This is a genomic window from Amphritea pacifica, assembly GCF_016924145.1.
Taxonomy (GTDB): domain Bacteria; phylum Pseudomonadota; class Gammaproteobacteria; order Pseudomonadales; family Balneatricaceae; genus Amphritea; species Amphritea pacifica.
The window spans coordinates 23,669-47,357 of record NZ_JAFFZO010000022.1 but is presented as its reverse complement, the minus strand read 5'-3'; the positions used below and the strand labels follow the sequence as shown (position 1 = coordinate 47,357).

Here is a 23,689-nt window from a genome sequence, read left to right as displayed (position 1 = left end):
TATAAGCCCTGAGCTTTTCTTGAGAGTTGTCGTGGACAATCATTCATCCATGAAAAAATGCAGAACTCGCCGATAAGCCCTGAGCTTTTCTTGAGAGTTGTCGTGGACAATCATTCATCCATGAAAAAATGCAGAACTCGCCGATAAGCCCTGAGCTTTTCTTGAGAGTTGTCGTGGACAATCATTCATCCATGAAAAAATTGTAGAGTTCGCCGATAAGCCGGGTTTTGTCGTGGACAATCATTCATCTAGGACCTGCGTCGCCACAGGCCTCAAGCGACCTACCCGAATCCAGCATGGGCCATGCCTCAAGGATTCCTATTTGGTCTTGCTCCAGGTGGGGTTTACCTTGCCGTAACGTGTTACCACGTACGCGGTGCGCTCTTACCGCACCCTTTCACCCTTACCGGCTTCCTGTAAACAGGAAGCGTAGGCGGTCTTCTCTCTGCTGCACTAGCCGTAGGCTTACGCCCCCCAGGCATTACCTGGCACCCTGCCCTATGGAGCCCGGACTTTCCTCCCCTCCCATACGGGAGCAGCGATTGTCTGGCGAACTCTACGGCGCACAGGATACCAGCAAGCCCATCATAAGCAAGCAGAACCATAACCCCGGAGAGTATTATTTTCGATCCAGCGCAGCCTGATACAACACTTTCTTTTTGACTCCGGTAATTTTTGCGGCAAGGGCCGCCGCCTGCTTAAGAGACAACTCTTCAAGCAGAATATCCAGCACCTCGCTGCTACGAGGATCAAGCAGACCCGCATCCTGCTGCGGCGCCCCCTCCACCATGACCACAAACTCACCTTTGCGCTGATTCGGATCGGCCTCCACCTGCGCCAGAACCTCCGCCGCAGAGCCGCTGATAAAGGTCTCAAACGTCTTCGTCAGCTCCCTGGCGATCACCACAGGACGACCGGCCCCAAAAGCCGCCACGATATCCTTCAGACTATCGACAATCCGGTGGGGTGATTCGTAAAACACCAGGGTCCGGTTCTCGCCCGCCAGTGCAGTAAAAAAATTCAGCCGCTGCTGCGACTTAGCTGGCGGAAAGCCCTCGAAAATAAAACGGTCAGACGGCACACCTGAGGCACACAACGCCGCAATCAGGGCACAACACCCCGGCAACGGCACAACACTGAATCCAGCGGCCCGAACCTCACGTACCAGAATAAAGCCCGGATCCGATATCAGCGGCGTCCCGGCATCAGAAATCAGCGCGATATCACTCCCCTGCTGCAACTTTTCTATAATTTTTTGCTGCTGCTGGCGTTCATTGTGGTCATGAACTGCTATCATCGGCGTTTTGATATTAAAATGTGACAGCAAACGACCACTATGGCGGGTATCTTCAGCCGCAATTAATGCAACCGACTCCAGTATACGGAGCGCGCGCGGCGTCATATCTTCTAAATTGCCAATCGGCGTTGCGACTACATACAAAACTGCTTCGGACATCGGTATTCGAGCCATTTATTAATTCAGGATGTGAAAGTATATGACGTTTCCAAGCCGCCTGTCTCTGGTGCTGACCGCCAGCATGGTACTTTTTCTGCACGGCTGCGGTTCCCAACAGGGCAATATTCCAACACAGATATCGGGCGACCCGATGCAGCAGGTTGCTGAACTGATCCAGCAAGCGGAAACCGCAGCTCCGGTAAAAAGTGCCCAACTCAAAGCGGAGGCCGCCCGTATTCTTATCATGCAGGAGCGACAAGAGGAGGCTTCTCGCCTGCTGGATGAGATCGACATGTCAATCCTGACCCCCGCCCTGCAGTTCGAGATATCTGAGCTGAAAGCACGCACAGCACTGGCGCAGCAGGATGGCCAGAGCGCTCTGCGTTATTTGCAACAACTACCTCCCGAAACCACCAGGAACCTGCCTCCTGAACAGCAATATCAGATAGGTGAAATGCAGGCTGACGCTTACCATTATCAGCAAAACACCCTCAGCGAACTTCAGCAACTGATACAGCTCAGCAGCTACAGTCCCGCCGATAAAGCCCAGACCCTGCATAACCGGATCTGGACCCTGCTTACCCAGATACCAACAGAGCAACTCAAACAACTGAGCCAGCGTCCAGACAACAGCTATTATCAACAGGGTTGGTATGAACTTGCCCTGAGTGCCATGACCGCGCAGGATCTGAGTCAACAGAACAAACAGATGCAGCAATGGGAGATTCTGTGGCAATCACATCCGGCCCAACAGACGCCACCGGAAGCGCTTCTGGCGGTTACCGCAACCGACACCCTCAGCGCCGAACATATTGCCCTCTATCTACCCATGAGTGGCAGCCTGGAAAAACCTGCTGAAGCGATCTCCACAGGCTTCATGACCGCCTACTACAATGCGGTAAAAGCCGGCAGAACCCACGCCAGAATAACCCTGCTCGATTCCACCAGAATCACCTCCCCCGAACAACTTTACCAGGTAGCCTCAGAGAAAGGTGTCGACCTGATTATCGGCCCCCTGGAGAAAGAGATGGTTGAAAGTCTGCTCAATTACGGCTCAGCCCCCATTCCGACACTGACACTTAACACCGTGCCCGGCAGCCAGCAACCGAATATATATCAGTTTGGCCTTGCCATTGAAGATGAAGCCATCCAGGCCGCCAACCAGGCCTGGCAGGACCAGAAAAAGCAGGTACTGATCTACACCCCCGATACCGACTGGGGGGAACGCGCCGCCATCGCCTTCAAACAGCAGTTTATGGCCCTGGGCGGCACCGTTCTTGATAGCTATACCTACGGCAACAATGCCAACTATTCGGAACAGATTGCAACACTTCTGGGTACAGAAAAAAGCATCGAACGGGATAACCAGCTAACCCGGATCATCGGAGAACGCCCCGAATTTGAGAGTCGCAGACGCCAGGATGTCGATGCCATATTCCTGTCAGCACTGCCACAGACCGCACGTCAGATCAAACCCACCCTGGCATTTCACTACGCCGGCAACATACCAGTTTATGCCACTTCTCAGATCTACTCAGGCTCAGAGGCCCCCATTGAAGACCAGGACCTGAACGGCATCCGTTTTGTCGCAACCCCCTGGTTAAGCGCGCCCCCCTCCTCAGAACACCTGCAGTTGGCACAGCTGCGCGACAACACCAACAGCCGCTTTGGTCGCCTGTATGCACTGGGCATAGACGCGTTTAACCTGTTCCCCTACCTGGCTCAACTGTCGGTGTCATCATCCGCCATTATCGAGGGCGAAACAGGGACGCTTTCCATAGGCGAAAACAATCAGATTGTCCGCACCCTGAACTGGGTCACCTTCCAGCAGGGCGTCGCGCAGCCGATCAACGGAAGCAACTAAACCGAGTTAACAATGGACAGACAACAGATCGGCAGGGACGCCGAACAAAGAGCACTCGACTTTCTCAGGAAAAACGGCCTGAAACTGATCAACAGAAACTATCACTGCCGCTTCGGCGAGATCGATCTGATTATGCTGGACCGTAAGCAACTGGTATTTATTGAGGTTCGCAGCCGGCGTCACAGCAACTGGGGCGGTGCCGGACTCTCTGTTGATTTTCGCAAACAAAAGAAATTAATAAAAACAGCCAGTTACTATCTCAGCCAGCAGAAAAGCGGTAACCTGCCCGTATGCCGCTTTGATGTGATAGCATTTGAAGCCAATCGGGATAACGGGAGTGGAGATTCCTGCCCCATATGGTATAAAGACGCCTTCAGACCTGAAGCCACTTTCTGACAGGAGCACCGATGGTACTTCAAGACCGCGTTATTAGCCTGTTCCATCACAGCATGGAGGTTAATGCCCAAACCATCGAAGAATACACACCACTGATCTCTCATGCCGGAGAGCTGTTGCTCAGCTGTCTGATGTCTGAAAATAAGATCCTCTGCTGCGGCAATGGCGGCAGTGCCGCACTGTCGCAGCACTTCAGCAGCCTGCTGATGAACCAGTTTCGCCATGAGCGCCCTGGCCTCCCCGCCATATCCCTCAGCGCCGACGGCTCAGCGCTGACCGGTATCGCACACGATGGTCAGTTCAATGAGATCTTCTCGAAACAGATCCGTGCACTCGGCCAGCCTGGCGACCTGCTATTGATCCTGTCAAATGACGGCCGCGCAGCAAATCTGGTACAGGCCATTCAGGCTGCCCATGATCGTGATATGCTGGTCATTGCACTGACCGGGGGAACTAATAACAGCATTCACTCTCTATTACTCCCGGACGAGGTCGAATTTTGCGTCCCTGCGGATGACCCGGCGCTTATATTTGGCGCCCAGACACTCATTCTGCACGCCCTGTGCGACCTGATAGATTATCAACTTTTTGGCGGAGAATAATTGATGAAACGGATAGCAATACTGATCCTGGCAGGCCTTCTAAGCAGCGGCTGCTCTACGGTTGTCAGCAGCTTCAAAGAGGAACCTATAAAAGAGGATCCCACCGACCGCACCACCGGCAGCTTTGTCGATGATGAGCTGATTGAGATTAAATCCAACGTCAATATCAGCAAAGGCTCTGTAGAGCTCAGCAGCAGCCATGTCAACGTTACCAGTTTTAACGGCATCGTTCTTCTTACCGGACAGGTCGCCACCGAAGAAAGCCGCATGGAAGCTGAACAGATAGTCAGCCAGGTGCGCAAAATCCGCCGTATCCACAACGAACTGACCGTTACCAGCCCAACCTCGACTCTGACCCGCGCCAGCGACACCTGGATTACCGCCAAAATCAAAGCCAATATGATCGGCGATAAACAGGTTGATGCTACCCAGATCAAGGTTGTCACCGAGAACGGCGTCGTCTATCTGATGGGTCTGGTAACCCGTGCCCAGGCAGACAGAGCAATCCAGGTTGTACGCAGTGTTAACGGCATTCAGAAAATCGTTAAAATATTTGAGTATATCGATTAAGGGCAGATGCCCTCTTGTAGGAGCCCCGTTAGCATACCCTCTGGGTACCCGGGGCGATAAAGTCTATCGCGGCTGGAAGCCGCTCCTACAATACATTCCACCTCGTAGGAGTCCCGTTAGCATGCCCTCTGGGTACCCGGGGCGATATAATCTATCGCGGCTGGAAGCCGCTCCTACAATACTTTCCACCTCGTAGGAGTCCCGTTAGCATGCCCTCTGGGTATCCGGGGCGATAAAAATCTATCGCGGCTGGAAGCCGCTCCTACAATACATTCCACCTCGTAGGAACCCCCGTTAGCATGCCCTCCGGGGACCCGGGGCGATATAATCTATCGCGGCTGGAAGCCGCTCCTACAATACTTTCCACCTCGTAGGAGTCCCGTTAGCATGCCCTCTGGGTATCCGGGGCGATAAAATCTATCGCGGCTGGAAGCCGCTCCTACAATACATTCCATCCCGTAGGAACCCCGTTAGCATGCCCTCCGGGGACCCGGGGCGATAAACAAGCGCAGTGTTCGGATTTCAGACCCCGACTCTTACTTAACCACCTTCAACGCAGGCCGCTTATTCGGCGTAGGTGATTCCGGCGGTGTGGGGTCATTATCAGGTTCATTGTCGTGCAGGGCCTCTACGCCTGGCTCAGCACCAAATCCCATCCCCTGTCCGTTTTCACGAGCATAGATCGCCATAACAGCGGCCATCGGGGCAAACACATTCATGGGCACTCCGCCAAAACGGGCATTGAAACTGACAGCATCATTCTCAATCAACAACCCCTGCACAGCGCCTGGAGCGATATTGAGAACGATCTGACCATCACTGATAAACTGCTGAGGAACCATCACCCCCTGAATCTCAGCATCAACCACCAGATGCGGCGTCCAGCCACTATCCAGAATCCACTCATTCAACGCACGAAGAAGATATCCACGACTTGATTGCATTTCACACTCCCAAAAAAAAGGATGAGTAACAACTCATCCTTTAGTCATTATTCGCGACAGAAAATCAGTCGCGCATTTCGCGCTCTTCTTCGGACAGACTGATCTGGAATGCCTCGCGTTCGAACAGACGATTCATATACTTAATCAGATCTTTACACTGCGCTTCCGGTAACTCAACACCGAGAATTTCCAGACGCCACAGCAAAGGAGCGATACAGCAGTCTACCAGAGTAAACTCTTCGCTCATGAAATAGTCTTTTTCACCAAAGATAGGCGACACTGCAACCAGACTATCACGCAGTGCTTTACGGGCCTCATCAGCCTCATCTGCATCTTCAGCAGTCAGAATCACATCCGCCAGCGAGCACCAGTCGCGCTGAATACGGTACATATACAGACGACTTTCAGCACGCGCAACAGGATAAACAGGCAGTAGTGGTGGATGAGGAAAACGCTCATCCAGATATTCCATCATCACATTTGGCTCATACAATACCAGCTCACGATCCAGAAGGGTCGGCAGGTTATTGTACGGATTCAGTGACGCCAGATCCTCAGGCAAATTGTTAGGATCACAATCGTTTATCTCAACTGCAACACCTTTTTCTGCCAGAACGATACGTACCCGATGGCTGTAATGATCATTACCATCGGAGTAAAAAGTCATAGAAGAACGCTTGGCCACTACACCCATTAAATCACCCCGTTTCACATGTTGCATAAAAAAAATATACGCGGACCAACTTTATTGGACCGCGTATCGGTATTACTGACCGGCAGACGTTTAGTGCACGTCTTTCCAGTACTCTTTCTTCAGCGCGTAAGCAAAGAAGAAGAAGATAAACAGGAAGATCAGTACTTTATAACCAATGGCCTGAGACTCCAGCTTAACAGGGTTACCCATATAAGACATGAAGTTCACCAGATCATAGATCGTTTTGTCGAACTCTTCTTCAGAAAGGGAGCCTTTCTCAGCTACGCTCAGACAACCACCCATCTCCAGCCCGGTCAGAGGATCGATAGTCTTCTCGTGATGAGCCATCTCCTCTTTAGTGCAGTGATTTACCTGCAGCCCCTGAAGACCCTCAAGAATGTTCGGCATACCTACATCCGGGAAGACAACGTTGTTGACACCCCAGGGACGTGCAGGATCCTTGTAGAAGCTACGCAGATAGGTATAAACCCAGTCCTCACCACGCAGACGCGTTTCCAGCGTCAGATCTGGTGGTGGGTTACCAAACCAGGCAGCCGCATCAGCCTTTGGCATAGCGATAGTCATCTGCTCACCGACCTTGGAGTCACCAAAGATCAGGTTCTCCTGAACCAGCTCATTTGGAATACCCAGATCGGTTGCTGCACGCTCATAACGCTGATAGTTAGCAGAGTGACAACCCATGCAGTAGTTGACAAAGGTCTTCATACCACGCTGCAGTGACTCTTTATTGGTTGGGTCTGGAGACATCTTGTCCAGGTGAACCCCACCGGTATTCGCACTGGCAACTACAGGCACCAGCACCAACATGATTGCGATAAAAAACTTTTTCATTAGCCTGTCACCCTTTCCGGTACCGGTTTAGTGCTTTCCATTCTGGTGTAGAACGGCATCAGGAAGAAGTATGCGAAATACAGTGCAGTACAGATCTGCGCGACCAGAGTACGGCCCGGAGAAGATGGAACAACCCCCAGATAACCCAGAATCACGAAGCTGATCGCAAAGATAACCAGCATCACCTTGCTCATCCAGCCTTTGTAACGCATGGATTTAACCGGACTACGATCCAGCCATGGCAGAACAAACAGGATAGCAATCGCACCACCCATCACCACAACGCCCGGGAACTGAGATGCCGCAATTGGCGGAATCGCACGCAACATGGCGTAAAACGGCGTGAAGTACCATACCGGAGCAATATGCGGCGGAGTCTTCAGCGGGTTAGCAGGCTCAAAGTTCGGCTGTTCGATAAAGTAGCCGCCCATCTCCGGGAAGAAGAAGATGATCAGGCAGAATACGAACAGGAAGACCACAACACCGACAATATCTTTAACGGTGTAGTAAGGGTGGAATGGGATACCGTCCAGCGGCACGCCGTTCTCATCCTTCTTCTCTTTAATTTCGATGCCGTCCGGGTTGTTTGACCCCACTTCGTGCAGCGCAATAATGTGCATCACAACCAGTCCCAGCAGGACGATTGGCAGTGCCACAACGTGCAGCGAGAAGAAACGGTTCAGGGTAATACCAGAGATCAGGTAGTCACCACGAATCCACTCAGCCAGATCAGGGCCAATAACAGGTACTGCAGAGAACAGAGATACGATTACCTGAGCCCCCCAGTAAGACATCTGTCCCCATGGCAGCAGGTAGCCCATGAAGGCTTCAGCCATCAATGCCAGGTAGATCGTCATACCGAAGATCCATACCAGCTCGCGAGGCTTACGGTAAGAACCGTACAGCAGACCACGGAACATATGCAGGTAAACAACCGCAAAGAAAGCAGAAGCGCCGGTAGAGTGCATATAGCGCAGCAACCAGCCGTAATCCACATCCCGCATGATATATTCAACAGAAGCAAAAGCGCCTTCTGCCGTTGGGTTATAGCTCATTGTCAGCCAGATACCGGTCAGCAGCTGGTTAACCAGAACCAACAGTGCCAGTGAACCGAAGAAATACCAGAAGTTAAAGTTCTTCGGAGCATAGTATTTTGCTAAGTGATCATCCCACATCGCCGTCAGCGGGAAACGATCATCGATCCAGCCCATGAAGCCTGGATTTCCTTTATTACGTGCGCCAGCCATTATGCAGTCTCCTGATCCACACCAACGATGATCACATTGTCGCTCTCATAATAATGAGGCGGAATCACCAGGTTCTTAGGTGCCGGAACACCCTTCATTACACGACCAGACAGGTCAAAACGGGAACCGTGACATGGGCAGTAGAAACCACCAACCCAGTCTTCACCCAGATCTTCCGGAGCAATTTCAGGACGGTAAGTCGGAGAGCACCCCAGATGGGTACAGATACCAACCATGACAGCGATATCATCGCGCAGAGCACGAGCATCGGTGTGTGGTATATAGTCAGGTTGCTGCGGTACTTCGGACTTAGGATCAGCCAGCTTGCCATCCAGCTTAGCCAGGTTAGCCAGAGCTTCCGGACCACGACGGACAATCCATACTGGCTTGCCGCGCCACTTGACGATCATCTGCTGACCATCTTCCAGCTTGCTGATATCAGCTTTAACCGGAGCGCCAGCGGTTTTCGCCTTTGCACTCGGATTCCATGAAGCCACGAACGGAACTGCAGCTCCTACGGCACCCACTGCCCCAACAGCAGAGGTGGCACCGATCAGGAGACGTCGCCGCCCCTTATTCACGCCGTCATTACTCATTAAGATTATCTCCCCTCACTCAACCTTTGACCCCTGCGCTATTGCAGCGCAACAATTTTCCGGTTGCTCAGTAATGAATACCGAATTAACGGATTTTTAAAATGGCACAAATAGTAATGAAATTCACCCCTTCTTACAAGGCTAATTCCAGCCAAAACCGCCTTTTTACGCCTATAGTCGACCGACTCTTGACCTCATCCCACAGCAGCACAAAGGAAAGCAAAAAAAACGCCCGGACCATTTCTGGCACGGGCGTTTCTCTGGGCGATACAGATACTGTATCGCAGCGAATTAACGCTTGGAGAACTGTGGCTTCTTACGTGCTTTACGCAGACCCACTTTCTTACGCTCAACTTCACGGGCATCGCGGGTAACAAAACCAGCAGCACGCAGTTCTGGACGCAGAGTTTCATCATACTCCATCAGCGCACGGGTAATACCGTGACGGATCGCACCAGCCTGACCGAAGCCACCACCGCCTTTAACGGTAATGTAAACATCGAACTTTTCAGTGTTACCTGTCAGCTCCAGAGGCTGACGAACGATCATGCGAGCAGTTTCGCGACCGAAGTAAACATCAAGTTCACGCTGGTTAACGGTAATTTTACCTGTACCTGGACGCAGGAATACGCGTGCAGTTGAGGACTTACGACGGCCTGTGCCGTAATACTGAGTTGAAGACATATTGACCTGCCCCTTAGACGTTCAGTTCTTGTGGCTGTTGAGCCGCATGCGGATGTTCTGCACCAGCGTACACTTTCATCTTAGTGTACATAGCACGACCCAGGGGACCTTTAGGTAGCATACCTTTAACGGCCAGTTCGATGGTGCGTGTTGGATGAGTTTCAACCATCTTCTCGAAAGAAGTTTCACGCAGACCACCCGGGTAACCAGTGTGGCGATAGTACATTTTGTCCTTACGCTTATTACCGGTTACGTTAACTTTTTCAGCATTGATAACGATGATGTAATCACCAGTATCAACGTGAGGAGTGTATTCTGCTTTATGCTTGCCACGCAGGCGACGAGCGATTTCAGTAGCCATACGACCCAGAGTTTTACCCTCAGCGTCGATAACATACCAGTCGCGTTTAACCTCTGCAGGCTTGGCGCTAAATGTAGTCATGATAAATTTACCTATACATCAGTCTGATCCCGCTATAACAAAGCGTTAACGGTGATCGACGACCTTATAATTATTGGTTGCAAACCACAGTCTGCAACGTCAAAAATCCCCGGACCTATCCGAAGGAGCGCGGATTATACTGCAAGTTAAAAAAGATGCCAATAAAAAATAGTTGTTAGTTGTTAGAACGCGACTTCGTCGCTTGCTAGAAAAAGCAAAAGCAACAAAACCTGCACTTCACGTGAGAGCGACGCTAGCACCCCCTCTGAGTACCTCGCCGCGATTAAACCTCGAACACCCCATCGGCGTGAGGGCACACCTCCTACACATTCATTCAACACCGCAGAAGCCCCATTCCCAATCACGGCCAGATGCCACTCCTACAAAAAAGCCACCAACGGTGACTTTTCTTATCTAACAAGTCGCGCAGCGACGTCTAACCACTAGCAAGCGGCGAAGCCGCGTCTGACAACTACTCTTAAGCCCGGTGCTCTTTCGCCAGATATTCGTGAGATTGCATCTCTAGCAGTCGACTCTGAGTACGCTGTATTTCAAACTCAAGCCGGCCTTCACTGTAGATCTCATGGATCGATTTTTCCGCCGAGAGGATCAGCTTAACCCCACTGTCATAAAACTCATCCACCAGATTGACGAAACGGCGGGCGGCATCATCATTACTACGCCCCAGCTGAGGCACATTACTGATCAGCACCGCATGAAAGATCTTACCCAGCTCGATATAGTCATTCTGGCTGCGCGGCCCTTCACACAACTCTTTAAAATCAAACCAGACCACATCTTCACAACAGCGGCGCGCTTTGATATCACGACCATTAATCTCCAGTGTACAACCCTCCACAACCTCCTGAAGGTCCGGCGCCAGGCTCTCGAAACTTGAGTTCAGACTCAGATCAGCAGCTGTATCAAGCGGATAGTGGTAGAGCTCCGCCTGTTCCAGAGTACGCAGGCGGTAATCAACACCGCTATCAACATTCACCACCTCGGTATACTTATTCAGCATATCGATTGCTGGCAGAAAACGTGCGCGCTGCAGGCCGTTCTCGTACAGCCCGTCAGGTACAATATTCGAAGTGGCCACCAGGGACACACCGTTCTTAAACAACTCCTCCAGCAAGCCACCGAGAATCATTGCATCGGTAATATCGGTAACAAAGAACTCATCGAAGCAGATAATCTGAAACTCACTGGCATACTTCTTACCGATGGCCACCAGCGGGTTGGATGTACCATCCAGCAGTTTTAACTCTTTATGCACCCGCTGCATAAAACGGTGAAAATGGGTCCGCTCTTTATTCTCAAACGGCAGGCTGTCATAAAAGGTATCCATCAGATAGGTTTTACCCCGCCCAACGCCACCCCAGAAATACAATCCCTTTACCGGCTCAACCTGCGTTTTTTTCAGCTTAGTGGATAACCGCCCCATCAACCCCTTCGGTTTTGGCTGAACCTGCTTAGCCACCAGATCATCATAAAGACGTTGCAGATGCTTTACCGCCAGTTCCTGAGCCGCATCATAGGAGAAATCTTCACGTTCAAGATCTTTTTTATAACGATCAATAGGGGTCATACCGAAACCGTACCATTCAAACTAGTTCTGATTTAAAGAGGTAAAAGAAGGTTGGGCACTTTACTCCCAGCCCACGGGTTTTGCAACGCAACAAAGGGATAAGAGCCGAGGTCTGAAGTCCGGTTGCTTCGCGTGTCCGAACGCTTCGCTTGTTCGACGCCCGAAAAAGCAGCCATTGCAGGAGGCGCACCCTCGCGGCGATCGATTTACCCGGTGCTTGCTGATGATTTTATCGCGGCAGGTATCCAAAGGGCATAGTAATGCCGCCCCTACAATCCATTTCGCCCCGTAGGAGCCCCGTCCCGGGGCGATAAGCCTAAAGAGCCGAAGTCCGCTGTCCGAGCACTGCGCTTATCCGCAGTCCGAAAAAACTGCCCTCGTAGGAGGCGCGCCCTCGTGGCAAGCGATCTGCCACGCTGCCCGCTGATGATTTTATCGCGGCAAGATGCCGCTCCTACCATACATTCCGCCTCGTAGGAGCCCCTTTAGCATGCCCTTTGGGCACCAGAGGCGATAAACCTGTAAAGCAGGAGCCCGTTGTCCGAGCGCCTTTACCCTATCCCCAGCAACGACACCAGCAGGGGTAGCATAAACGCCGTAAATGCGCCGGTCATCCCCATGGCCAGCCCACCAAAAGCCCCCGCCATCAAGCCGTACTCAAAGGCAAAGGCGGTGCCCATCCCGTGCGCCGACACCCCCAGGGTAAACCCCTTAACCGCCTCATCAGTAATATTGAGAATGCGATAGATCGGCGGTGCCAGCATACATCCCAACGCTCCGGTAATCAGCACCAGCCCCGACGCCAGTGATGGATACCCTCCCAACTTTTCCGCCACGCCAATGGCAATGGCAGAGGTAACCGACTTAGGCGCAATAGACAGCAAAGTGCCAAGCGAGGCATCAAGCGCCTGAGCTACCAGCAGCGCAGAGACTGCTGCGGTCACAGCACCTGCCATACACGCCAGCATTAACGGCAGCAGCAGCTTTTTCACCCGCTCAAAATGATCAAACAGCGGCACTGCCAGCGCCACTGTCGCAGGCCCCAGCAAAAAGTGGATAAACTGTGCCCCCTCAAAGTAGGTTTCATAGGAGGTCCCGGTGAGCAGCAGAAACACAATAATCAGGAATAGCGACACCAGCACCGGATGCAGCAATGGCGTGCCTCCGAGGCGACGGTTGAGCCAGGAGGTGGCGATAAAGGTGGTAATCGTCACGATCAGCCACATCAGCGGCCTGGCCGCAAAGAAGGTCCAGAACTCCATTAGCAATCACCCTCGCCAGGTTCACTCTGACTCAGTGCCTGCAGCTTTCTGGCCGAAGGATTAAGAATCAGCGCGGTGACAACGATTGTCAGCGCAGTACTGATAATCAGGGCAGCCAGAATCGCCAGCCAGTCCTGCTGCAGCAAGCCCAAATGGGTCATCAGCCCCACCCCCGCTGGCACAAACAGCAGTGCAAGATGTTTCAACAGCGCCTCACTGGGAATCCGCAAATAGTCAGGCACATCACCTTTGGCTATCAATCCTGCCAGCAACAGTACCATCCCCACCACAGGCCCGGGCACAGGCAAGCCGGAGACAACTACAATAAGCTCTCCGGCAAACTGAAACAACAGTAAAATCAGAAAACCAATTAACATCTCAAACCCCGAGCAGACCGCTCCGCCCTATCCTGCCACCAACAATACAGCTTCCGTACCAGCATACAGGGCAAACACCACAAACAATCCCCCCGATGCCCGGTGCAGCCAGGTGATCGAGACATAACGCATCAGCGCTCTACCCGCCAGAATCCCCAGCGCAGAAGTCGATACCAGCGCCAGGGTCGCACCGGCCCAGACCGGCAGAGCAGGCTCAGCACTGGCCAGCCCCATCACCGCCAGCTGCGTTTTATCACCCAGCTCTGCCAAAAACAGCATCAGCAGCACCGATATAAAAACGCTCTTAACAGAGACTGAAACACTGCCATCCTCGTCATCCTCGCCGTTTCTGAACGACTGAATACCAAACCAGAGAAACAACAGCGCAACCACCGCCAAAACAAGCGGACGAGGCAACCAGGTTGCAGCCACTGAACCGACCAGTACAGCCAGCAGATTCAGAACAGCAAAGGCAACAACAGCCGCAAGCAGCACAGGTAAAGCGCGATAACGGGTCGCCAGTGTCATACAGACCAGTTGACTCTTATCACCAAATTCAGCCAGAAACACCAGCAAAAAAGCCCCGGCCATGCTTACCAACTGATCCATCCAGTTAACCCCTTAATTATCAAAATGCCGGCGATTATACAGCGTTCAGACAGAAAATCGCCCGCTTATCGTACCGACTTTAACGCCTCAAGAGATTTAAGCTCCTGAATGGTATTGAGATTACATAACTGCTCAGACAGATCGGAAATATCGATTAGCTGCAACGGATGATTACGCATCCAGCGCTGCACCGCCCGCTGCCCAGCGGTCAGCCAGCGCTCAAGATCATCTGCAAGCCTCCTGGGGATCACCGCATGCAACGGGTGCAGCTTATCACCTTCAGACAATACGATAATTGATTCAGGAGAGGCCGCTGCAGCCGTCAACAGACGCTTTATCAACGCCGCCTCCAGCAACGGGGTATCACAGGGCAGCACCAGCACCTGATCCGAGTGACTCACCCTGAGCCCCGCCAGAATTCCCGCTAAAGGCCCCTGAAAACCCTCCAGCGAGTCTTCCACCACCTGATCAGCGAGCGCCGCATATTCAGGCAGGTGCCGGTTACAGCTGATCACCACCCTGTCCGCAACCGGCCGCACCAACTGAACGGCAAACGCCACCAGTGGTTGCGACTGAAACGGCACCAGCCCCTTATCACGCCCACCCATACGGCGACCTTCGCCGCCTGCCAGAATCACAACATCCAACAGCATCAACCGCCGGTCACAGGTGGGAAAAAAGCGACCTCATCGCCATCAGAAACAATCGTGTCTAACGGCACAATGTCCTGATTAATTGAGCAGAGCAACTGACCATCCAGCGCCTTTTGCCACTCAGCATCCTGGCCCTTCAACTGCTCAAGAAGCTCTCCTGCAGTCACTCTCGTGTCCAGCGGATGACTCAGCTGAGCAACGCCCAGCGTTTCACGCAGGGACGCAAAAAAAAGCACATTTACCATTTAAAATACCTGCACACACACCAACCTGAGCAACTCAAACGCCGTCACTCAGGGTTAATTCATAACGTCACTAAAGGGAATAAAGATCAGATAATCACCTTCAACAACAACCGTACCGGGCGGCACCACAAGATAACCGGCCGCTGTTACAGAGGAGCTTAACACACCGGAGCTTTGACTAGACCCCAGCACAGCCCTGCCATCACTTAGCTGAACCCGCAGATACTCCTGACGACCGATGGGCCTTGCCCGGTTGAAACCGGCCGCTACAGGAAAACTTATAGGTGTCACTGAGGCAACCCCCATCAACCGCAGCAAAAATGGCCGCGCCAGTATACAGAATGTCACCAGAACGGCCGCCGGATTACCCGGCAACCCCAGTATAGGTTTGCCATTAACATAGCCAAAAGCCATCGGCTTCCCGGGTTTGATCGCCATTTTCCAGAGTCTGAGCTCGCCCTGCGATTCAACGGCAGCTTTAACATGGTCCTCTTCACCCACCGAAACGCCGCCACTACTGATGATGCAATCCGCCTGTTCAGACGCCTGCTTCAGTGCCGCCTTTGTCCCCTCCAAAGTATCTTCAACAATCCCCAGATCAATAATGTCGCACCCCAGCGCCTGTAACAATCCGTGAAGAGTATAGAGGTTTGAATTATAGATCTGTCCCGGCTGCAGCGGGTTACCGGGAGTTACCAGCTCATCTCCCGTTGCCAGTACAGCCACTTTCAAACGACGGTAAACCTTAACGGAGGCAATACCCACCGAGGCCAGCACACCGATATGGGCAGCCTGAAGCCGCGTACCCGCAGGCATCACCACCTGACCGGTTTGAATATCCTGCCCCTGTGGCCGGATGTTATTACCCGCAGCAGGGACCTCATGAACCTCAACCCAGGACTGACCATCACCTTCCCCTGCGGTGGTATTTTCCTGCATCACCACAGCGTCAGCGCCTGGCGGAATCTCAGCACCGGTAAAGATACGGGCAGCCGTACCCGACAGCAACGGCACCGGCGCAGTCCCCGCCGGTATCCGCTGCGAAACTATCAGCCGCGAACTTCCGGCAAGATCAGAACGCTTCAGTGCATAACCATCCATCGCGCTGTTGTCTCTGGGGGGGACATCAACAACTGAGCGCTGATCTTCAGCCAGCACCCGACCCAGCGCATCGGCAATACCGACCGTTTCAACCGTCACCGTTACAGCCGCCTCTGCCAGCAACTTTTGCAGCGCTTCAGCAACCGGCATCAGGGTTTGTGCGGGTGCGTCACACCCCTTACTCCCAACACTCATCCGCGCGGCCCACACGCGGTATCTACCGGCCTGGCGGTCATCACCATCTCAACAAAATTACAGGGGCGATGACGGGCATCCAGCTGTTCACGGATAATACCGTTCCAGGCGGTTTTACAGGCGCCGGTTGAGCCCGGCATACAGAAGATCACCGTCCGGTTTGCAACACCGGCAAACGCCCGGGACTGAACGGTTGAAGTACCGATCTCTTCATAGGAAAGTTGACGAAACAACTCACCATAGCCCTCGATCGCTTTATCAAACAGCGGGGTGAGTGCTTCAGGTGTGGTATCCCGCAGGGTAAAACCCGTCCCGCCGGTCACCAGAATCGCCTGGACCCCCTCATCAGCGATCCATTTAGAGACTACCGCCCGCAACTGATACACATCATCTTTGCAGATTACCCGCTCCGCCAACCGATGCCCGGCGTCAGTTAACCCCGCGACCAGCGCATCCCCCGAGGTATCGGTCTCCGGGGTGCGGGTATCAGAAACGGTCAGCACCGCGATCTGTAACGACTGAAAAGCTACATTTTTTTTTGCGTGAGCCATAGAATTTCCCAACTAAAACGTTTTAATCACTCGTTCTTTTTACACAACTCTGTAACGAAAAACCAAGCATAATAGATTCCGCACACTGAAACTGACGCAGAATAAACCCAATTCAACTGTATATGACCTATAAGCGTCAAACCCGGTTGCTGCGCACTTTATTTCGCACTGCAACAAATAAATAGCAAAATGTCGCTGTTTGGCTGCATTCACTGGTACCACTGAAAAAAAAGCCATGCTAACATTGACGCTTTGAAAAGCTCCTGTTCATTTTCTGCCTGCTAGTACGCAGGCACTGAACGACAATGGCAATGCATGGACACATATAAGGATATCCGCCGATGAAAAACCGGACTTTGGCAAGCATACTTACCCCTTCTGCGCTGATTCTTTCTACGCCTGCATTCGCTGCTATTGAGCCTGCCGGCATAGACGCAGGCGCTATCAGCATTGTCCCGATGGTGACAGTGCAAACCGGCTATGATGATAACTTTTTCAGTACCTCAGCAAACGAGCAAGATGAGACGATTACGGTTCTGTCACCGTCAGTTCAGCTGATTGCTGAAGATGGCCTGAACGCATACCGCCTGGCCTACCAGATAAACCATGGTATTCACCAGAACAGTTCAGCTGACAACTATACCGATCATGCGCTATCAGCCGATGCCCACCTGGAATTCAGTCAGCGCAGCATCCTCGACCTCAAGGCGGCATACAACAAGGGCCACGAAGCCCGGGGTACCGGCCTGAGCGCAACCGGCGGTATAGCCACCAGCATCGACGCACCACTGGAATACGATACCCAGGTCCTCAGCTTTAACTATGTGTACGGCGCCCAGGATGCAACCGGACGACTGCAGTTCTATGGCGAGCATCTGGATCGCGAATATCAGAACTTCCGTTCAATCACTGAGGGGCGGGACGATACCGAAGTCACCCTTGGGGCGGTCTTCTATTATCAGGTGATGCCCAAGACTTCACTCCTGTTCGAAGCCCGCAACAAGGATATCGACTACGATGTCGATCCGGCTAACTCGCTTGATAGTAACGCCTGGAAATACCTGGTGGGTGCCACCTGGGAAGGCACAGCGAAAACCACCGGCACCATCAAGCTGGGTATCACCGAAAAAGACTTTGACTCCGCCAGTCGTAAAGATTTCACTGGCGGTAGCTGGGAGGCTGCCATACGCTGGGCACCCCGCACCTACTCTGTGGTTGACGTCAGCACCAGCCGGAACGCTGCTGAAGCCAACGGCAACGGCGACTTCATCGACACCAAGAGTTACAACATCAACTGGAACCACGCCTGGACCGATATTGTCAGTACAGACGCGGGCATAGGTCTCATTAATGAAACCTATGAAGGCGCAGCAGATGGCCGGAAAGATGACACAACAACTCTGAACCTTGGGCTGAATTACGATATGCGTCGCTGGCTGACGTTTGCCCTGAACTATCAGTACAGTGACACTGATTCAAATCTGGCAAATACTGACTACAGCAAAAACATCGTTATGCTGACCGTCAACGCATCGCTCTAAGCCAGATAATTCGAGAGAACGATATGATTTTCGGTTCACAATCAATCAGAGTAGCGCTGACCGCGATTATGATTTTCTTCTGTTCAGCGGTCTCAGCAGAATCAACCACCCTGTCTGATTACCGGCTTGGTTCGGGAGATCTGCTTAGCATTCAGGTATTTGGCGAAGAGGACCTGAGCATGGAGATCCGCCTGAGTGACGCAGGCACCATCGCTTATCCATTCCTGGGAGAGCTGCGGGTGCTGAATATGACCATAGGTCACCTCAGTACAATGATCGAAGAGGGCCTGGCGGATGGTTACCTGCTCGACCCCCACGTCAGTATTACCGTGAAAGAGTACCGACAATTCTTTATCAACGGCGAGATCAAAGAGCCTGGTGGCTACCCCTATCAACCGGGGCTGACCCTGCAAAAAGCGGTGGCACTGGCCGGAGGATTTACAGAACGGGCATCCAAGAGCAAGTTATTCATCGCTCACGATGGCGAGACCAGCGATCCCCGTCTGGCTGACCTGAATACCCAGATCCGCCCCGGCGATATCATTACCATTGAACAGAGCTTCTTCTGAGCAACCGAAGCACACGTCGCCACCCACAGTAAGCAAACCCGCTCAGTATACACATTGACAGAGACAGACCGGAAAGTATGGATACGAATAAATCTCAGGAAACCACGTCCCGCCTGATAAGCGACGACGTTATCGACCTGCGCCAATACTGGAACACCATCAACCGGCATAAATGGGGCATTTTTGGCTTCGCCACCGTCATCACCATGCTGACGACTCTGGTGGTATTCTCAATGAAACCGGTTTACCGGGCCGAAGCGACACTGCTGATCGAATCGAAAAATGCCAATGTGGTATCGATCGAGGAGGTCTACGGCCTCGATGCGGGCAACAGCGAGTATTTTCTCACCCAGTTCGAAATTCTCAAGTCCAGACAGCTGGCGGAACGGGTTATCGAGAAGCTGAATCTGATCGATAATCCTGAGTTTAATCAGCCACCAGGTGTGATCGCTTCCACCCTCAGCTCGGTCAAAGCGCTGCTCCCATTAGGGGTCCAGCCCGAGGTTAGCGAGGAAGAACAGGCGCGGATAAAGCTGCAGCAAGTCACCAGCCAACTGATTGAGAACCTGACAATCTCCCCAATCCGCAAGACTCAGCTGGTTAAAATCAGTTACGACTCTTTCGACCCACTGCTTTCAGCGCAGATCGCCAACGCTATTGGCGATGCCTATATCGAAAACAACCTGGAAGCCAGGCTACAACTGACCTCCAAGGCCTCTGAGTGGCTCATGGAACGTCTGAGTGGCCTGAGAGATAAACTCAAAAACTCTGAGCAGCGGTTACAGGAATACCGGGAACAGGAACAGATTGTTGGCAGTGACGGAGGTTTCGATATCGCCAACAGCGAACTGGATCTGGTCTCTTCTAAACTGGTAGAAGCCCGTCGCGAGAGAATGGCCCTGGAAAGTCTGAATAACCAGATTAAACGACTCGATAAAAGTAACCCTGAAAACTTCGAACTAATCCCAGCAGTGTTGCAGCACCCGCTGGTGCAGAGCCTGAAAGGCTCTGTGCTTCAGGTTGAACTGAAAAAGTCGGAGCTGGCCAAGCGCTATGGCCCTAAGCATCCGAAGATGCAGGCAGCCCAGTCAGAACTGGAAAATGCACGTCGCAGCCTGAATACGCAGATCCTGTCTGTCGTCAACGGAATCGAAAACGAATATAAGCTGGCCCTGTCAGCAGAACGCTCGCTGCAGGCAGCGGTTAACAAGACCAAGCAAGACCTGCAATCGATCAACCGCAAAGACTACCGTCTGAAAGAGCTGGAAAAAGAGGTCGACGCCAACCGGCAGCTGTATGACACCTTCTTCACCCGTCTGAGTGAAACCAATGCTACCGGTGATCTGCAATCAGCCAATGCCCGGGTTTCCGACCCGGCACAACCTCCCCAGAAACCCGCCAAGCCTAAAAAAGGCCTGATTATGGCCCTCGCTTTTGTCGTCAGCATTATGTTTGGTGTGATGTTCTCGTTCCTGCTGGAAGCCCTGAACAACACATTGAAGAGTGCTCAGGATGTCGAGAATAAGCTTGATGCAACCATGCTGGGATTACTGCCAAAACTAGCAAACAAAGGCAAAAATCACCACCAGAGCTATACCGCCTATCTGCAGGAGCAACAGTCCGCCTTTGCTGAATCGGTCCGAACAATCCGCACCGGCATCGTTCTTTCAGCACTGGACAGCCCCCATAAAGTGCTCTGCTGTACCTCTTCGATACCTGGTGAGGGGAAAACCTCGCTGGCACTCAACCTGGCCTTCTCTCTGGGCCAGATGGAGCGGGTACTGCTGATCGACGCCGACATGCGCCGTCCCTCTATCGCACGGGCATTCGGGCTCTCCGGTAAAGCCGCCGGGTTGTCCAATCTTGTTGCCGGTACAGCGAAGCTGGAAGACTCGATCCATCATGACGAGAACTCCGGAATCGACGTACTGCCCTCGGGCATTATTCCGCCCAACCCACTGGAACTGCTGTCCTCTCGACGCTTTGCCAAGGTGCTGGAGATTCTCGAAACCAAATATGACCGTATCGTTATCGATACCGCGCCGACACAGGCGGTCAGTGATGCTCTGGTGCTGGCCCCCCATGTCGGTGCCATGATCTATGTGGTTAAAGCAGACTCAACCAACCACCAGTTGGCAAGGAATGGTCTGAAACGGCTGAAAGAGGTTAAAGCCCCGCTGATCGGCGTGGTGCTGAATCAGGTCGATATGAAGAAAGCCGCCAAATATGGCGACGACTACAGCGGTTACTACGACACCTATGGCTATACCGCAGAGGAACAGACCGCCTGATGTACGATCTGCATAACCATATACTGCCCGGCATTGATGATGGTCCGGCGACTCTGGAAGAGTCGCTGGAGCTGGCGCAGATAGCGGTTGCAGATGGTATACGGCACATTGTCGTCACCCCCCACATCCATCCCGGCCGCTACGAAAACCAGATTGCCACCATCACGCCGGTGCTCGAAACACTCCGGCAGGCGATCACAACAGCCGGTCTGCCCCTGACCCTGAGCATGGGCGCAGAACTGCGTATCTCTGCAGAGATGATCAGCATGATACCGTCCGGTAAAATTCCGTTTTTGGGGCACTGGCAGGGTAAAAAGGTACTCCTTCTGGAACTGCCGCACAGCCATATACCTCCGGGTACCGACAAGCTTATCACCTGGCTGAAGGCACAAAACATTCAACCGATGATTGCTCACCCCGAACGCAACAAAGAGGTGGCTGGCAACGTCGACAAAATCAATCCGTTTGTCGAACAAGGCTGCCTGCTGCAAGTGACCGCAATGTCAGTGGCAGGCCGCTTTGGTGATGCCGCACGCAACACAGCCGAGATTCTGTTACAACGGGACTGGGTCACCCTGCTGGCCAGTGACGCACACAACAGCAAGCACCGCCCGCCAGTCCTATCGGAAGGGATGCAAGCAGCAGCGGAGATCATCGGCGAACAAGCCGCCAGAGCACTGGTCTCCTCCATTCCTGAATACATTATCTCCGGCAATGACCACACTTAACCGACGCAGACTCCTCTTCGTCGCACCGCTCCTGATCCTACTATTGGCAGCCAGTATCGCCGCCATCAGTGCCGGAGTGGCAGACCTGTACGCCTACTTTCCCAGACAACATCTGGAACACTGGCAAAACACGGGAAAATCACCTTCTGAGACGCAGTTAACCCAGGCGCTTGGTAATATCGAAACAGCCCGCCGCTGGCAACCCGATAACGCAGAGTATAGTGATATGCAGGCACTACTGCTCTATTATCAGGCCGTGACACAGTATCAGCGTCAGGATCAGTCAGGCTTTACCGCCACCACCCGGCAGGCTATCGATCATTATCGCCAGGCAACCCTGAAACGCCCTAACTGGCCATACAGCTGGGCAAATCTTGCGTTGATGAAAGCCGCAATCCAACAATTTGATCAGGAATATCTGCACGCACTGCAAAGGGCAACCGAACTGGGCCCCTGGGAGAATGCAGTGAATACCAGCGTAGCCGAAGCAGGACTGCTCGGCTGGCCCCATCTGGACCAGACAACACAGATGGCGGTGATCAAAAATATTGAGCGTGGCATTAAACGTAACAAAAAAGCCTTAAAACAGAGGCTCGGCGCGATCAACAAGCTCACGATCGCCTGCATCAATCTGCAAGCCAGCATCGACCGCAAACAATTTTGCGGCTTTTGAGCGATACATTAAAGCCATATTTTGGTTTAATTGGGACAACATCAGGACGATGAACCAGTCTGGAGAATTTATGACCACTGTACGTAAAGCTGTAATCCCGGTTGCGGGTCTCGGAACACGGGTACTTCCCGCCAGTAAAGCTATTCCGAAAGAGATGATGCCGGTAGTCGATAAGCCGGTTATCCAGCATGTTGTTGAAGAAGCGGTGAAAGCAGGCATTAAAGAGATCATCCTGGTAACCCGCAGTGGCAAGTCGGCCATTGAAGACCATTTTGACAGCCATTACGAACTGGAACACCAGCTCGATATGAAAAATAAGACTGAAATTCTCAATTCAGTCAGCAAAATAATCCCCGGCGATGTCACTATTATTTCAGTCCGCCAGCCCGAAGCTAAAGGGCTGGGGCACGCAGTCTATTGCGCAGCAAGAGCGGTAAATAATGAACCCTTCGTGGTGATTCTGCCCGATGTACTGGTAAACAACTATCAACAGCAAGAGAACGATCTGCAGAAGATGGTGCGCGCATTCGATGACAATAATGCGGCTCAGATCATGGTTGAGTCCGTTCCTCAGGACAAGGTACATCTCTACGGTGTGACTGACTGCAAAGGGATTAAACCCGCTGCCGGAGAATCAACACCGATCTGCGCCATGGTCGAAAAACCCAAAGCCGAAGATGCCCCTTCCGACCTGGCCGTTGTAGGCCGCTATGTGCTGCCTGCACGCGTAATGGAACTTCTGGCGGATACCAAACCCGGTGCCGGCGGCGAGATTCAGCTGACCGATGCCCTCGATGAACTACTTAAAGAGCAAACCGTCGAAGCCTATCGAATGACAGGAAAAACATACGATTGTGGCAACAAGCTAGGCTTCCTGCAGGCCAATGTTGCCTACGGACTGCAACACCCGGAAACCGCTGAAGGATTTAAGCAGTTCCTCGCACAACAGGACTGAAATT

At 52.6% G+C, this 23,689-nt stretch carries 26 protein-coding genes and 1 other RNA gene; 10 read left to right on the top strand and 17 right to left on the bottom strand.

Translation table 11 applies throughout. From position 1 onward, the window contains the following. Positions 1 to 200: 200 nt before the first annotated feature. Both rnpB and rsmI read right to left on the bottom strand, forming a co-directional pair. Positions 201 to 558: RNase P RNA component class A (gene rnpB, locus JW499_RS13655), an RNA gene on the bottom strand. 61 nt (positions 559 to 619) lie between these two features. Next, positions 620 to 1,456, bottom strand: a complete 837-nt coding sequence (gene rsmI, locus JW499_RS13650) for a 16S rRNA (cytidine(1402)-2'-O)-methyltransferase (RefSeq protein WP_205211126.1) — start codon at positions 1,454 to 1,456, stop codon at positions 620 to 622. A 40-nt stretch (positions 1,457 to 1,496) separates the two neighbouring features. On the opposite strand from rsmI, the gene JW499_RS13645 reads away from it, so the two are divergent. The 4 genes from JW499_RS13645 to JW499_RS13630 are packed head-to-tail and all read left to right on the top strand — an operon-like array spanning position 1,497 to position 4,888. Then, the gene (locus JW499_RS13645) at positions 1,497 to 3,320 is read left to right on the top strand and encodes a penicillin-binding protein activator (RefSeq protein ID WP_205211125.1); all 1,824 of its coding nucleotides are present in this window, start codon (positions 1,497 to 1,499) and stop codon (positions 3,318 to 3,320) included. Between the two features lie 12 nt (positions 3,321 to 3,332). Continuing rightward, positions 3,333 to 3,716 carry a YraN family protein gene (locus JW499_RS13640; RefSeq protein WP_205211124.1) on the top strand — a complete coding sequence of 128 codons (384 nt, stop codon included), beginning with the start codon at positions 3,333 to 3,335 and terminating at the stop codon, positions 3,714 to 3,716. Positions 3,717 to 3,727: 11 nt separating this feature from the next. After that, complete coding sequence (locus JW499_RS13635; RefSeq protein ID WP_091362077.1) at positions 3,728 to 4,318, top strand: SIS domain-containing protein; 591 nt, start codon at positions 3,728 to 3,730, stop codon at positions 4,316 to 4,318. A 3-nt stretch (positions 4,319 to 4,321) separates the two neighbouring features. Continuing rightward, a complete protein-coding gene (locus tag JW499_RS13630) occupies positions 4,322 to 4,888 on the top strand; it encodes a BON domain-containing protein (protein ID WP_205211123.1) in 567 nt (188 codons plus the stop codon). A 536-nt stretch (positions 4,889 to 5,424) separates the two neighbouring features. On the opposite strand, the gene JW499_RS13625 is transcribed toward JW499_RS13630, so the two are convergent. The 15 genes from JW499_RS13625 to moaB all read right to left on the bottom strand — a co-directional run bounded on the left by JW499_RS13625 (position 5,425) and on the right by moaB (position 16,928). Next, the gene (locus JW499_RS13625; protein WP_205211122.1) at positions 5,425 to 5,832 is read right to left on the bottom strand and encodes a ClpXP protease specificity-enhancing factor; all 408 of its coding nucleotides are present in this window, start codon (positions 5,830 to 5,832) and stop codon (positions 5,425 to 5,427) included. Positions 5,833 to 5,896: 64 nt separating this feature from the next. After that, on the bottom strand, positions 5,897 to 6,526 hold the full coding sequence (sspA, locus tag JW499_RS13620) for a stringent starvation protein SspA (protein ID WP_205211121.1): 630 nt from the start codon (positions 6,524 to 6,526) through the stop codon (positions 5,897 to 5,899). Positions 6,527 to 6,616: 90 nt separating this feature from the next. Continuing rightward, entirely contained in the window at positions 6,617 to 7,378 is a 762-nt protein-coding gene (locus JW499_RS13615; protein ID WP_205211120.1) for a cytochrome c1, read from the bottom strand. Beyond that, entirely contained in the window at positions 7,378 to 8,625 is a 1,248-nt protein-coding gene (locus tag JW499_RS13610) for a cytochrome b (protein WP_205211119.1), read from the bottom strand. Before JW499_RS13610 ends, JW499_RS13615 begins: the two co-directional genes overlap by 1 nt. Next, a complete protein-coding gene (gene petA, locus JW499_RS13605; RefSeq protein ID WP_205211118.1) occupies positions 8,625 to 9,221 on the bottom strand; it encodes a ubiquinol-cytochrome c reductase iron-sulfur subunit in 597 nt (198 codons plus the stop codon). The genes JW499_RS13610 and petA overlap by 1 nt, the downstream gene beginning before the upstream one ends. A gap of 291 nt (positions 9,222 to 9,512) precedes the next feature. Continuing rightward, positions 9,513 to 9,905 carry a 30S ribosomal protein S9 gene (rpsI, locus tag JW499_RS13600; protein ID WP_205211117.1) on the bottom strand — a complete coding sequence of 131 codons (393 nt, stop codon included), beginning with the start codon at positions 9,903 to 9,905 and terminating at the stop codon, positions 9,513 to 9,515. Positions 9,906 to 9,918: 13 nt separating this feature from the next. Continuing rightward, positions 9,919 to 10,347, bottom strand: coding sequence for a 50S ribosomal protein L13 (rplM, locus tag JW499_RS13595; protein WP_091362065.1), 429 nt, complete (start codon positions 10,345 to 10,347; stop codon positions 9,919 to 9,921). A gap of 478 nt (positions 10,348 to 10,825) precedes the next feature. Continuing rightward, the gene (zapE, locus tag JW499_RS13590; protein ID WP_205211116.1) at positions 10,826 to 11,935 is read right to left on the bottom strand and encodes a cell division protein ZapE; all 1,110 of its coding nucleotides are present in this window, start codon (positions 11,933 to 11,935) and stop codon (positions 10,826 to 10,828) included. 551 nt (positions 11,936 to 12,486) lie between these two features. Continuing rightward, entirely contained in the window at positions 12,487 to 13,197 is a 711-nt protein-coding gene (locus JW499_RS13585) for an LrgB family protein (protein ID WP_205211115.1), read from the bottom strand. Then, positions 13,197 to 13,574 (bottom strand): CidA/LrgA family protein, encoded by a 378-nt coding sequence (locus tag JW499_RS13580; protein ID WP_205211114.1) that lies wholly within the window; start codon positions 13,572 to 13,574, stop codon positions 13,197 to 13,199. Before JW499_RS13580 ends, JW499_RS13585 begins: the two co-directional genes overlap by 1 nt. Before the next feature lie 27 nt (positions 13,575 to 13,601). Further along, positions 13,602 to 14,183, bottom strand: a complete 582-nt coding sequence (locus tag JW499_RS13575) for a TMEM165/GDT1 family protein (RefSeq protein ID WP_205211113.1) — start codon at positions 14,181 to 14,183, stop codon at positions 13,602 to 13,604. A 65-nt stretch (positions 14,184 to 14,248) separates the two neighbouring features. Beyond that, positions 14,249 to 14,836: a molybdenum cofactor guanylyltransferase MobA gene (gene mobA, locus JW499_RS13570; RefSeq protein WP_205211112.1), complete on the bottom strand. Its 588-nt coding sequence runs from the start codon at positions 14,834 to 14,836 to the stop codon at positions 14,249 to 14,251. Then, complete coding sequence (locus tag JW499_RS13565) at positions 14,836 to 15,081, bottom strand: MoaD/ThiS family protein (protein WP_205211111.1); 246 nt, start codon at positions 15,079 to 15,081, stop codon at positions 14,836 to 14,838. The genes mobA and JW499_RS13565 overlap by 1 nt, the downstream gene beginning before the upstream one ends. Before the next feature lie 54 nt (positions 15,082 to 15,135). Beyond that, entirely contained in the window at positions 15,136 to 16,377 is a 1,242-nt protein-coding gene (locus JW499_RS13560; protein ID WP_205211110.1) for a molybdopterin molybdotransferase MoeA, read from the bottom strand. Beyond that, entirely contained in the window at positions 16,374 to 16,928 is a 555-nt protein-coding gene (moaB, locus tag JW499_RS13555; RefSeq protein WP_205211109.1) for a molybdenum cofactor biosynthesis protein B, read from the bottom strand. Before moaB ends, JW499_RS13560 begins: the two co-directional genes overlap by 4 nt. A gap of 341 nt (positions 16,929 to 17,269) precedes the next feature. On the opposite strand from moaB, the gene JW499_RS13550 reads away from it, so the two are divergent. The 6 genes from JW499_RS13550 to galU all read left to right on the top strand — a co-directional run bounded on the left by JW499_RS13550 (position 17,270) and on the right by galU (position 23,685). Beyond that, a complete protein-coding gene (locus JW499_RS13550) occupies positions 17,270 to 18,469 on the top strand; it encodes an outer membrane beta-barrel protein (protein WP_205211108.1) in 1,200 nt (399 codons plus the stop codon). A 23-nt stretch (positions 18,470 to 18,492) separates the two neighbouring features. After that, a complete protein-coding gene (locus JW499_RS13545; RefSeq protein ID WP_232846403.1) occupies positions 18,493 to 19,038 on the top strand; it encodes a polysaccharide biosynthesis/export family protein in 546 nt (181 codons plus the stop codon). 77 nt (positions 19,039 to 19,115) lie between these two features. After that, positions 19,116 to 21,329, top strand: a complete 2,214-nt coding sequence (locus JW499_RS13540; RefSeq protein WP_205211107.1) for a GumC family protein — start codon at positions 19,116 to 19,118, stop codon at positions 21,327 to 21,329. After that, positions 21,329 to 22,057 (top strand): tyrosine-protein phosphatase, encoded by a 729-nt coding sequence (locus JW499_RS13535; RefSeq protein ID WP_205211106.1) that lies wholly within the window; start codon positions 21,329 to 21,331, stop codon positions 22,055 to 22,057. The genes JW499_RS13540 and JW499_RS13535 overlap by 1 nt, the downstream gene beginning before the upstream one ends. Positions 22,058 to 22,100: 43 nt before the next feature. Beyond that, positions 22,101 to 22,730 (top strand): hypothetical protein, encoded by a 630-nt coding sequence (locus tag JW499_RS13530; RefSeq protein ID WP_205211105.1) that lies wholly within the window; start codon positions 22,101 to 22,103, stop codon positions 22,728 to 22,730. A 70-nt stretch (positions 22,731 to 22,800) separates the two neighbouring features. Continuing rightward, positions 22,801 to 23,685 (top strand): UTP--glucose-1-phosphate uridylyltransferase GalU, encoded by an 885-nt coding sequence (gene galU / locus JW499_RS13525; protein ID WP_205211104.1) that lies wholly within the window; start codon positions 22,801 to 22,803, stop codon positions 23,683 to 23,685. Positions 23,686 to 23,689 lie beyond the last annotated feature (4 nt).

Excerpts from the sequence above, each read along its gene's own strand:
- JW499_RS13575 (WP_205211113.1), bottom strand. The coding sequence starts at position 14,183 with ATGGATCAGTTGGTAAGCATGGCCGGGGCTTTTTTGCTGGTGTTTCTG.
- petA (WP_205211118.1), bottom strand. The coding sequence starts at position 9,221 with ATGAGTAATGACGGCGTGAATAAGGGGCGGCGACGTCTCCTGATCGGT.
- JW499_RS13565 (WP_205211111.1), bottom strand. The coding sequence starts at position 15,081 with ATGGTAAATGTGCTTTTTTTTGCGTCCCTGCGTGAAACGCTGGGCGTT.
- galU (WP_205211104.1), top strand. The coding sequence starts at position 22,801 with ATGACCACTGTACGTAAAGCTGTAATCCCGGTTGCGGGTCTCGGAACA.
- rsmI (WP_205211126.1), bottom strand. The coding sequence starts at position 1,456 with ATGTCCGAAGCAGTTTTGTATGTAGTCGCAACGCCGATTGGCAATTTA.
- JW499_RS13560 (WP_205211110.1), bottom strand. The coding sequence starts at position 16,377 with ATGAGTGTTGGGAGTAAGGGGTGTGACGCACCCGCACAAACCCTGATG.
- JW499_RS13645 (WP_205211125.1), top strand. The coding sequence starts at position 1,497 with ATGACGTTTCCAAGCCGCCTGTCTCTGGTGCTGACCGCCAGCATGGTA.
- sspA (WP_205211121.1), bottom strand. The coding sequence starts at position 6,526 with ATGGGTGTAGTGGCCAAGCGTTCTTCTATGACTTTTTACTCCGATGGT.
- JW499_RS13640 (WP_205211124.1), top strand. The coding sequence starts at position 3,333 with ATGGACAGACAACAGATCGGCAGGGACGCCGAACAAAGAGCACTCGAC.
- JW499_RS13635 (WP_091362077.1), top strand. The coding sequence starts at position 3,728 with ATGGTACTTCAAGACCGCGTTATTAGCCTGTTCCATCACAGCATGGAG.
- rpsI (WP_205211117.1), bottom strand. The coding sequence starts at position 9,905 with ATGTCTTCAACTCAGTATTACGGCACAGGCCGTCGTAAGTCCTCAACT.
- mobA (WP_205211112.1), bottom strand. The coding sequence starts at position 14,836 with ATGCTGTTGGATGTTGTGATTCTGGCAGGCGGCGAAGGTCGCCGTATG.
- JW499_RS13615 (WP_205211120.1), bottom strand. The coding sequence starts at position 7,378 with ATGAAAAAGTTTTTTATCGCAATCATGTTGGTGCTGGTGCCTGTAGTT.
- JW499_RS13535 (WP_205211106.1), top strand. The coding sequence starts at position 21,329 with ATGTACGATCTGCATAACCATATACTGCCCGGCATTGATGATGGTCCG.
- JW499_RS13585 (WP_205211115.1), bottom strand. The coding sequence starts at position 13,197 with ATGGAGTTCTGGACCTTCTTTGCGGCCAGGCCGCTGATGTGGCTGATC.
- JW499_RS13580 (WP_205211114.1), bottom strand. The coding sequence starts at position 13,574 with ATGTTAATTGGTTTTCTGATTTTACTGTTGTTTCAGTTTGCCGGAGAG.
- zapE (WP_205211116.1), bottom strand. The coding sequence starts at position 11,935 with ATGACCCCTATTGATCGTTATAAAAAAGATCTTGAACGTGAAGATTTC.
- JW499_RS13540 (WP_205211107.1), top strand. The coding sequence starts at position 19,116 with ATGGATACGAATAAATCTCAGGAAACCACGTCCCGCCTGATAAGCGAC.
- rplM (WP_091362065.1), bottom strand. The coding sequence starts at position 10,347 with ATGACTACATTTAGCGCCAAGCCTGCAGAGGTTAAACGCGACTGGTAT.
- JW499_RS13545 (WP_232846403.1), top strand. The coding sequence starts at position 18,493 with ATGATTTTCGGTTCACAATCAATCAGAGTAGCGCTGACCGCGATTATG.
- JW499_RS13630 (WP_205211123.1), top strand. The coding sequence starts at position 4,322 with ATGAAACGGATAGCAATACTGATCCTGGCAGGCCTTCTAAGCAGCGGC.
- JW499_RS13625 (WP_205211122.1), bottom strand. The coding sequence starts at position 5,832 with ATGCAATCAAGTCGTGGATATCTTCTTCGTGCGTTGAATGAGTGGATT.
- moaB (WP_205211109.1), bottom strand. The coding sequence starts at position 16,928 with ATGGCTCACGCAAAAAAAAATGTAGCTTTTCAGTCGTTACAGATCGCG.
- JW499_RS13550 (WP_205211108.1), top strand. The coding sequence starts at position 17,270 with ATGAAAAACCGGACTTTGGCAAGCATACTTACCCCTTCTGCGCTGATT.
- JW499_RS13610 (WP_205211119.1), bottom strand. The coding sequence starts at position 8,625 with ATGGCTGGCGCACGTAATAAAGGAAATCCAGGCTTCATGGGCTGGATC.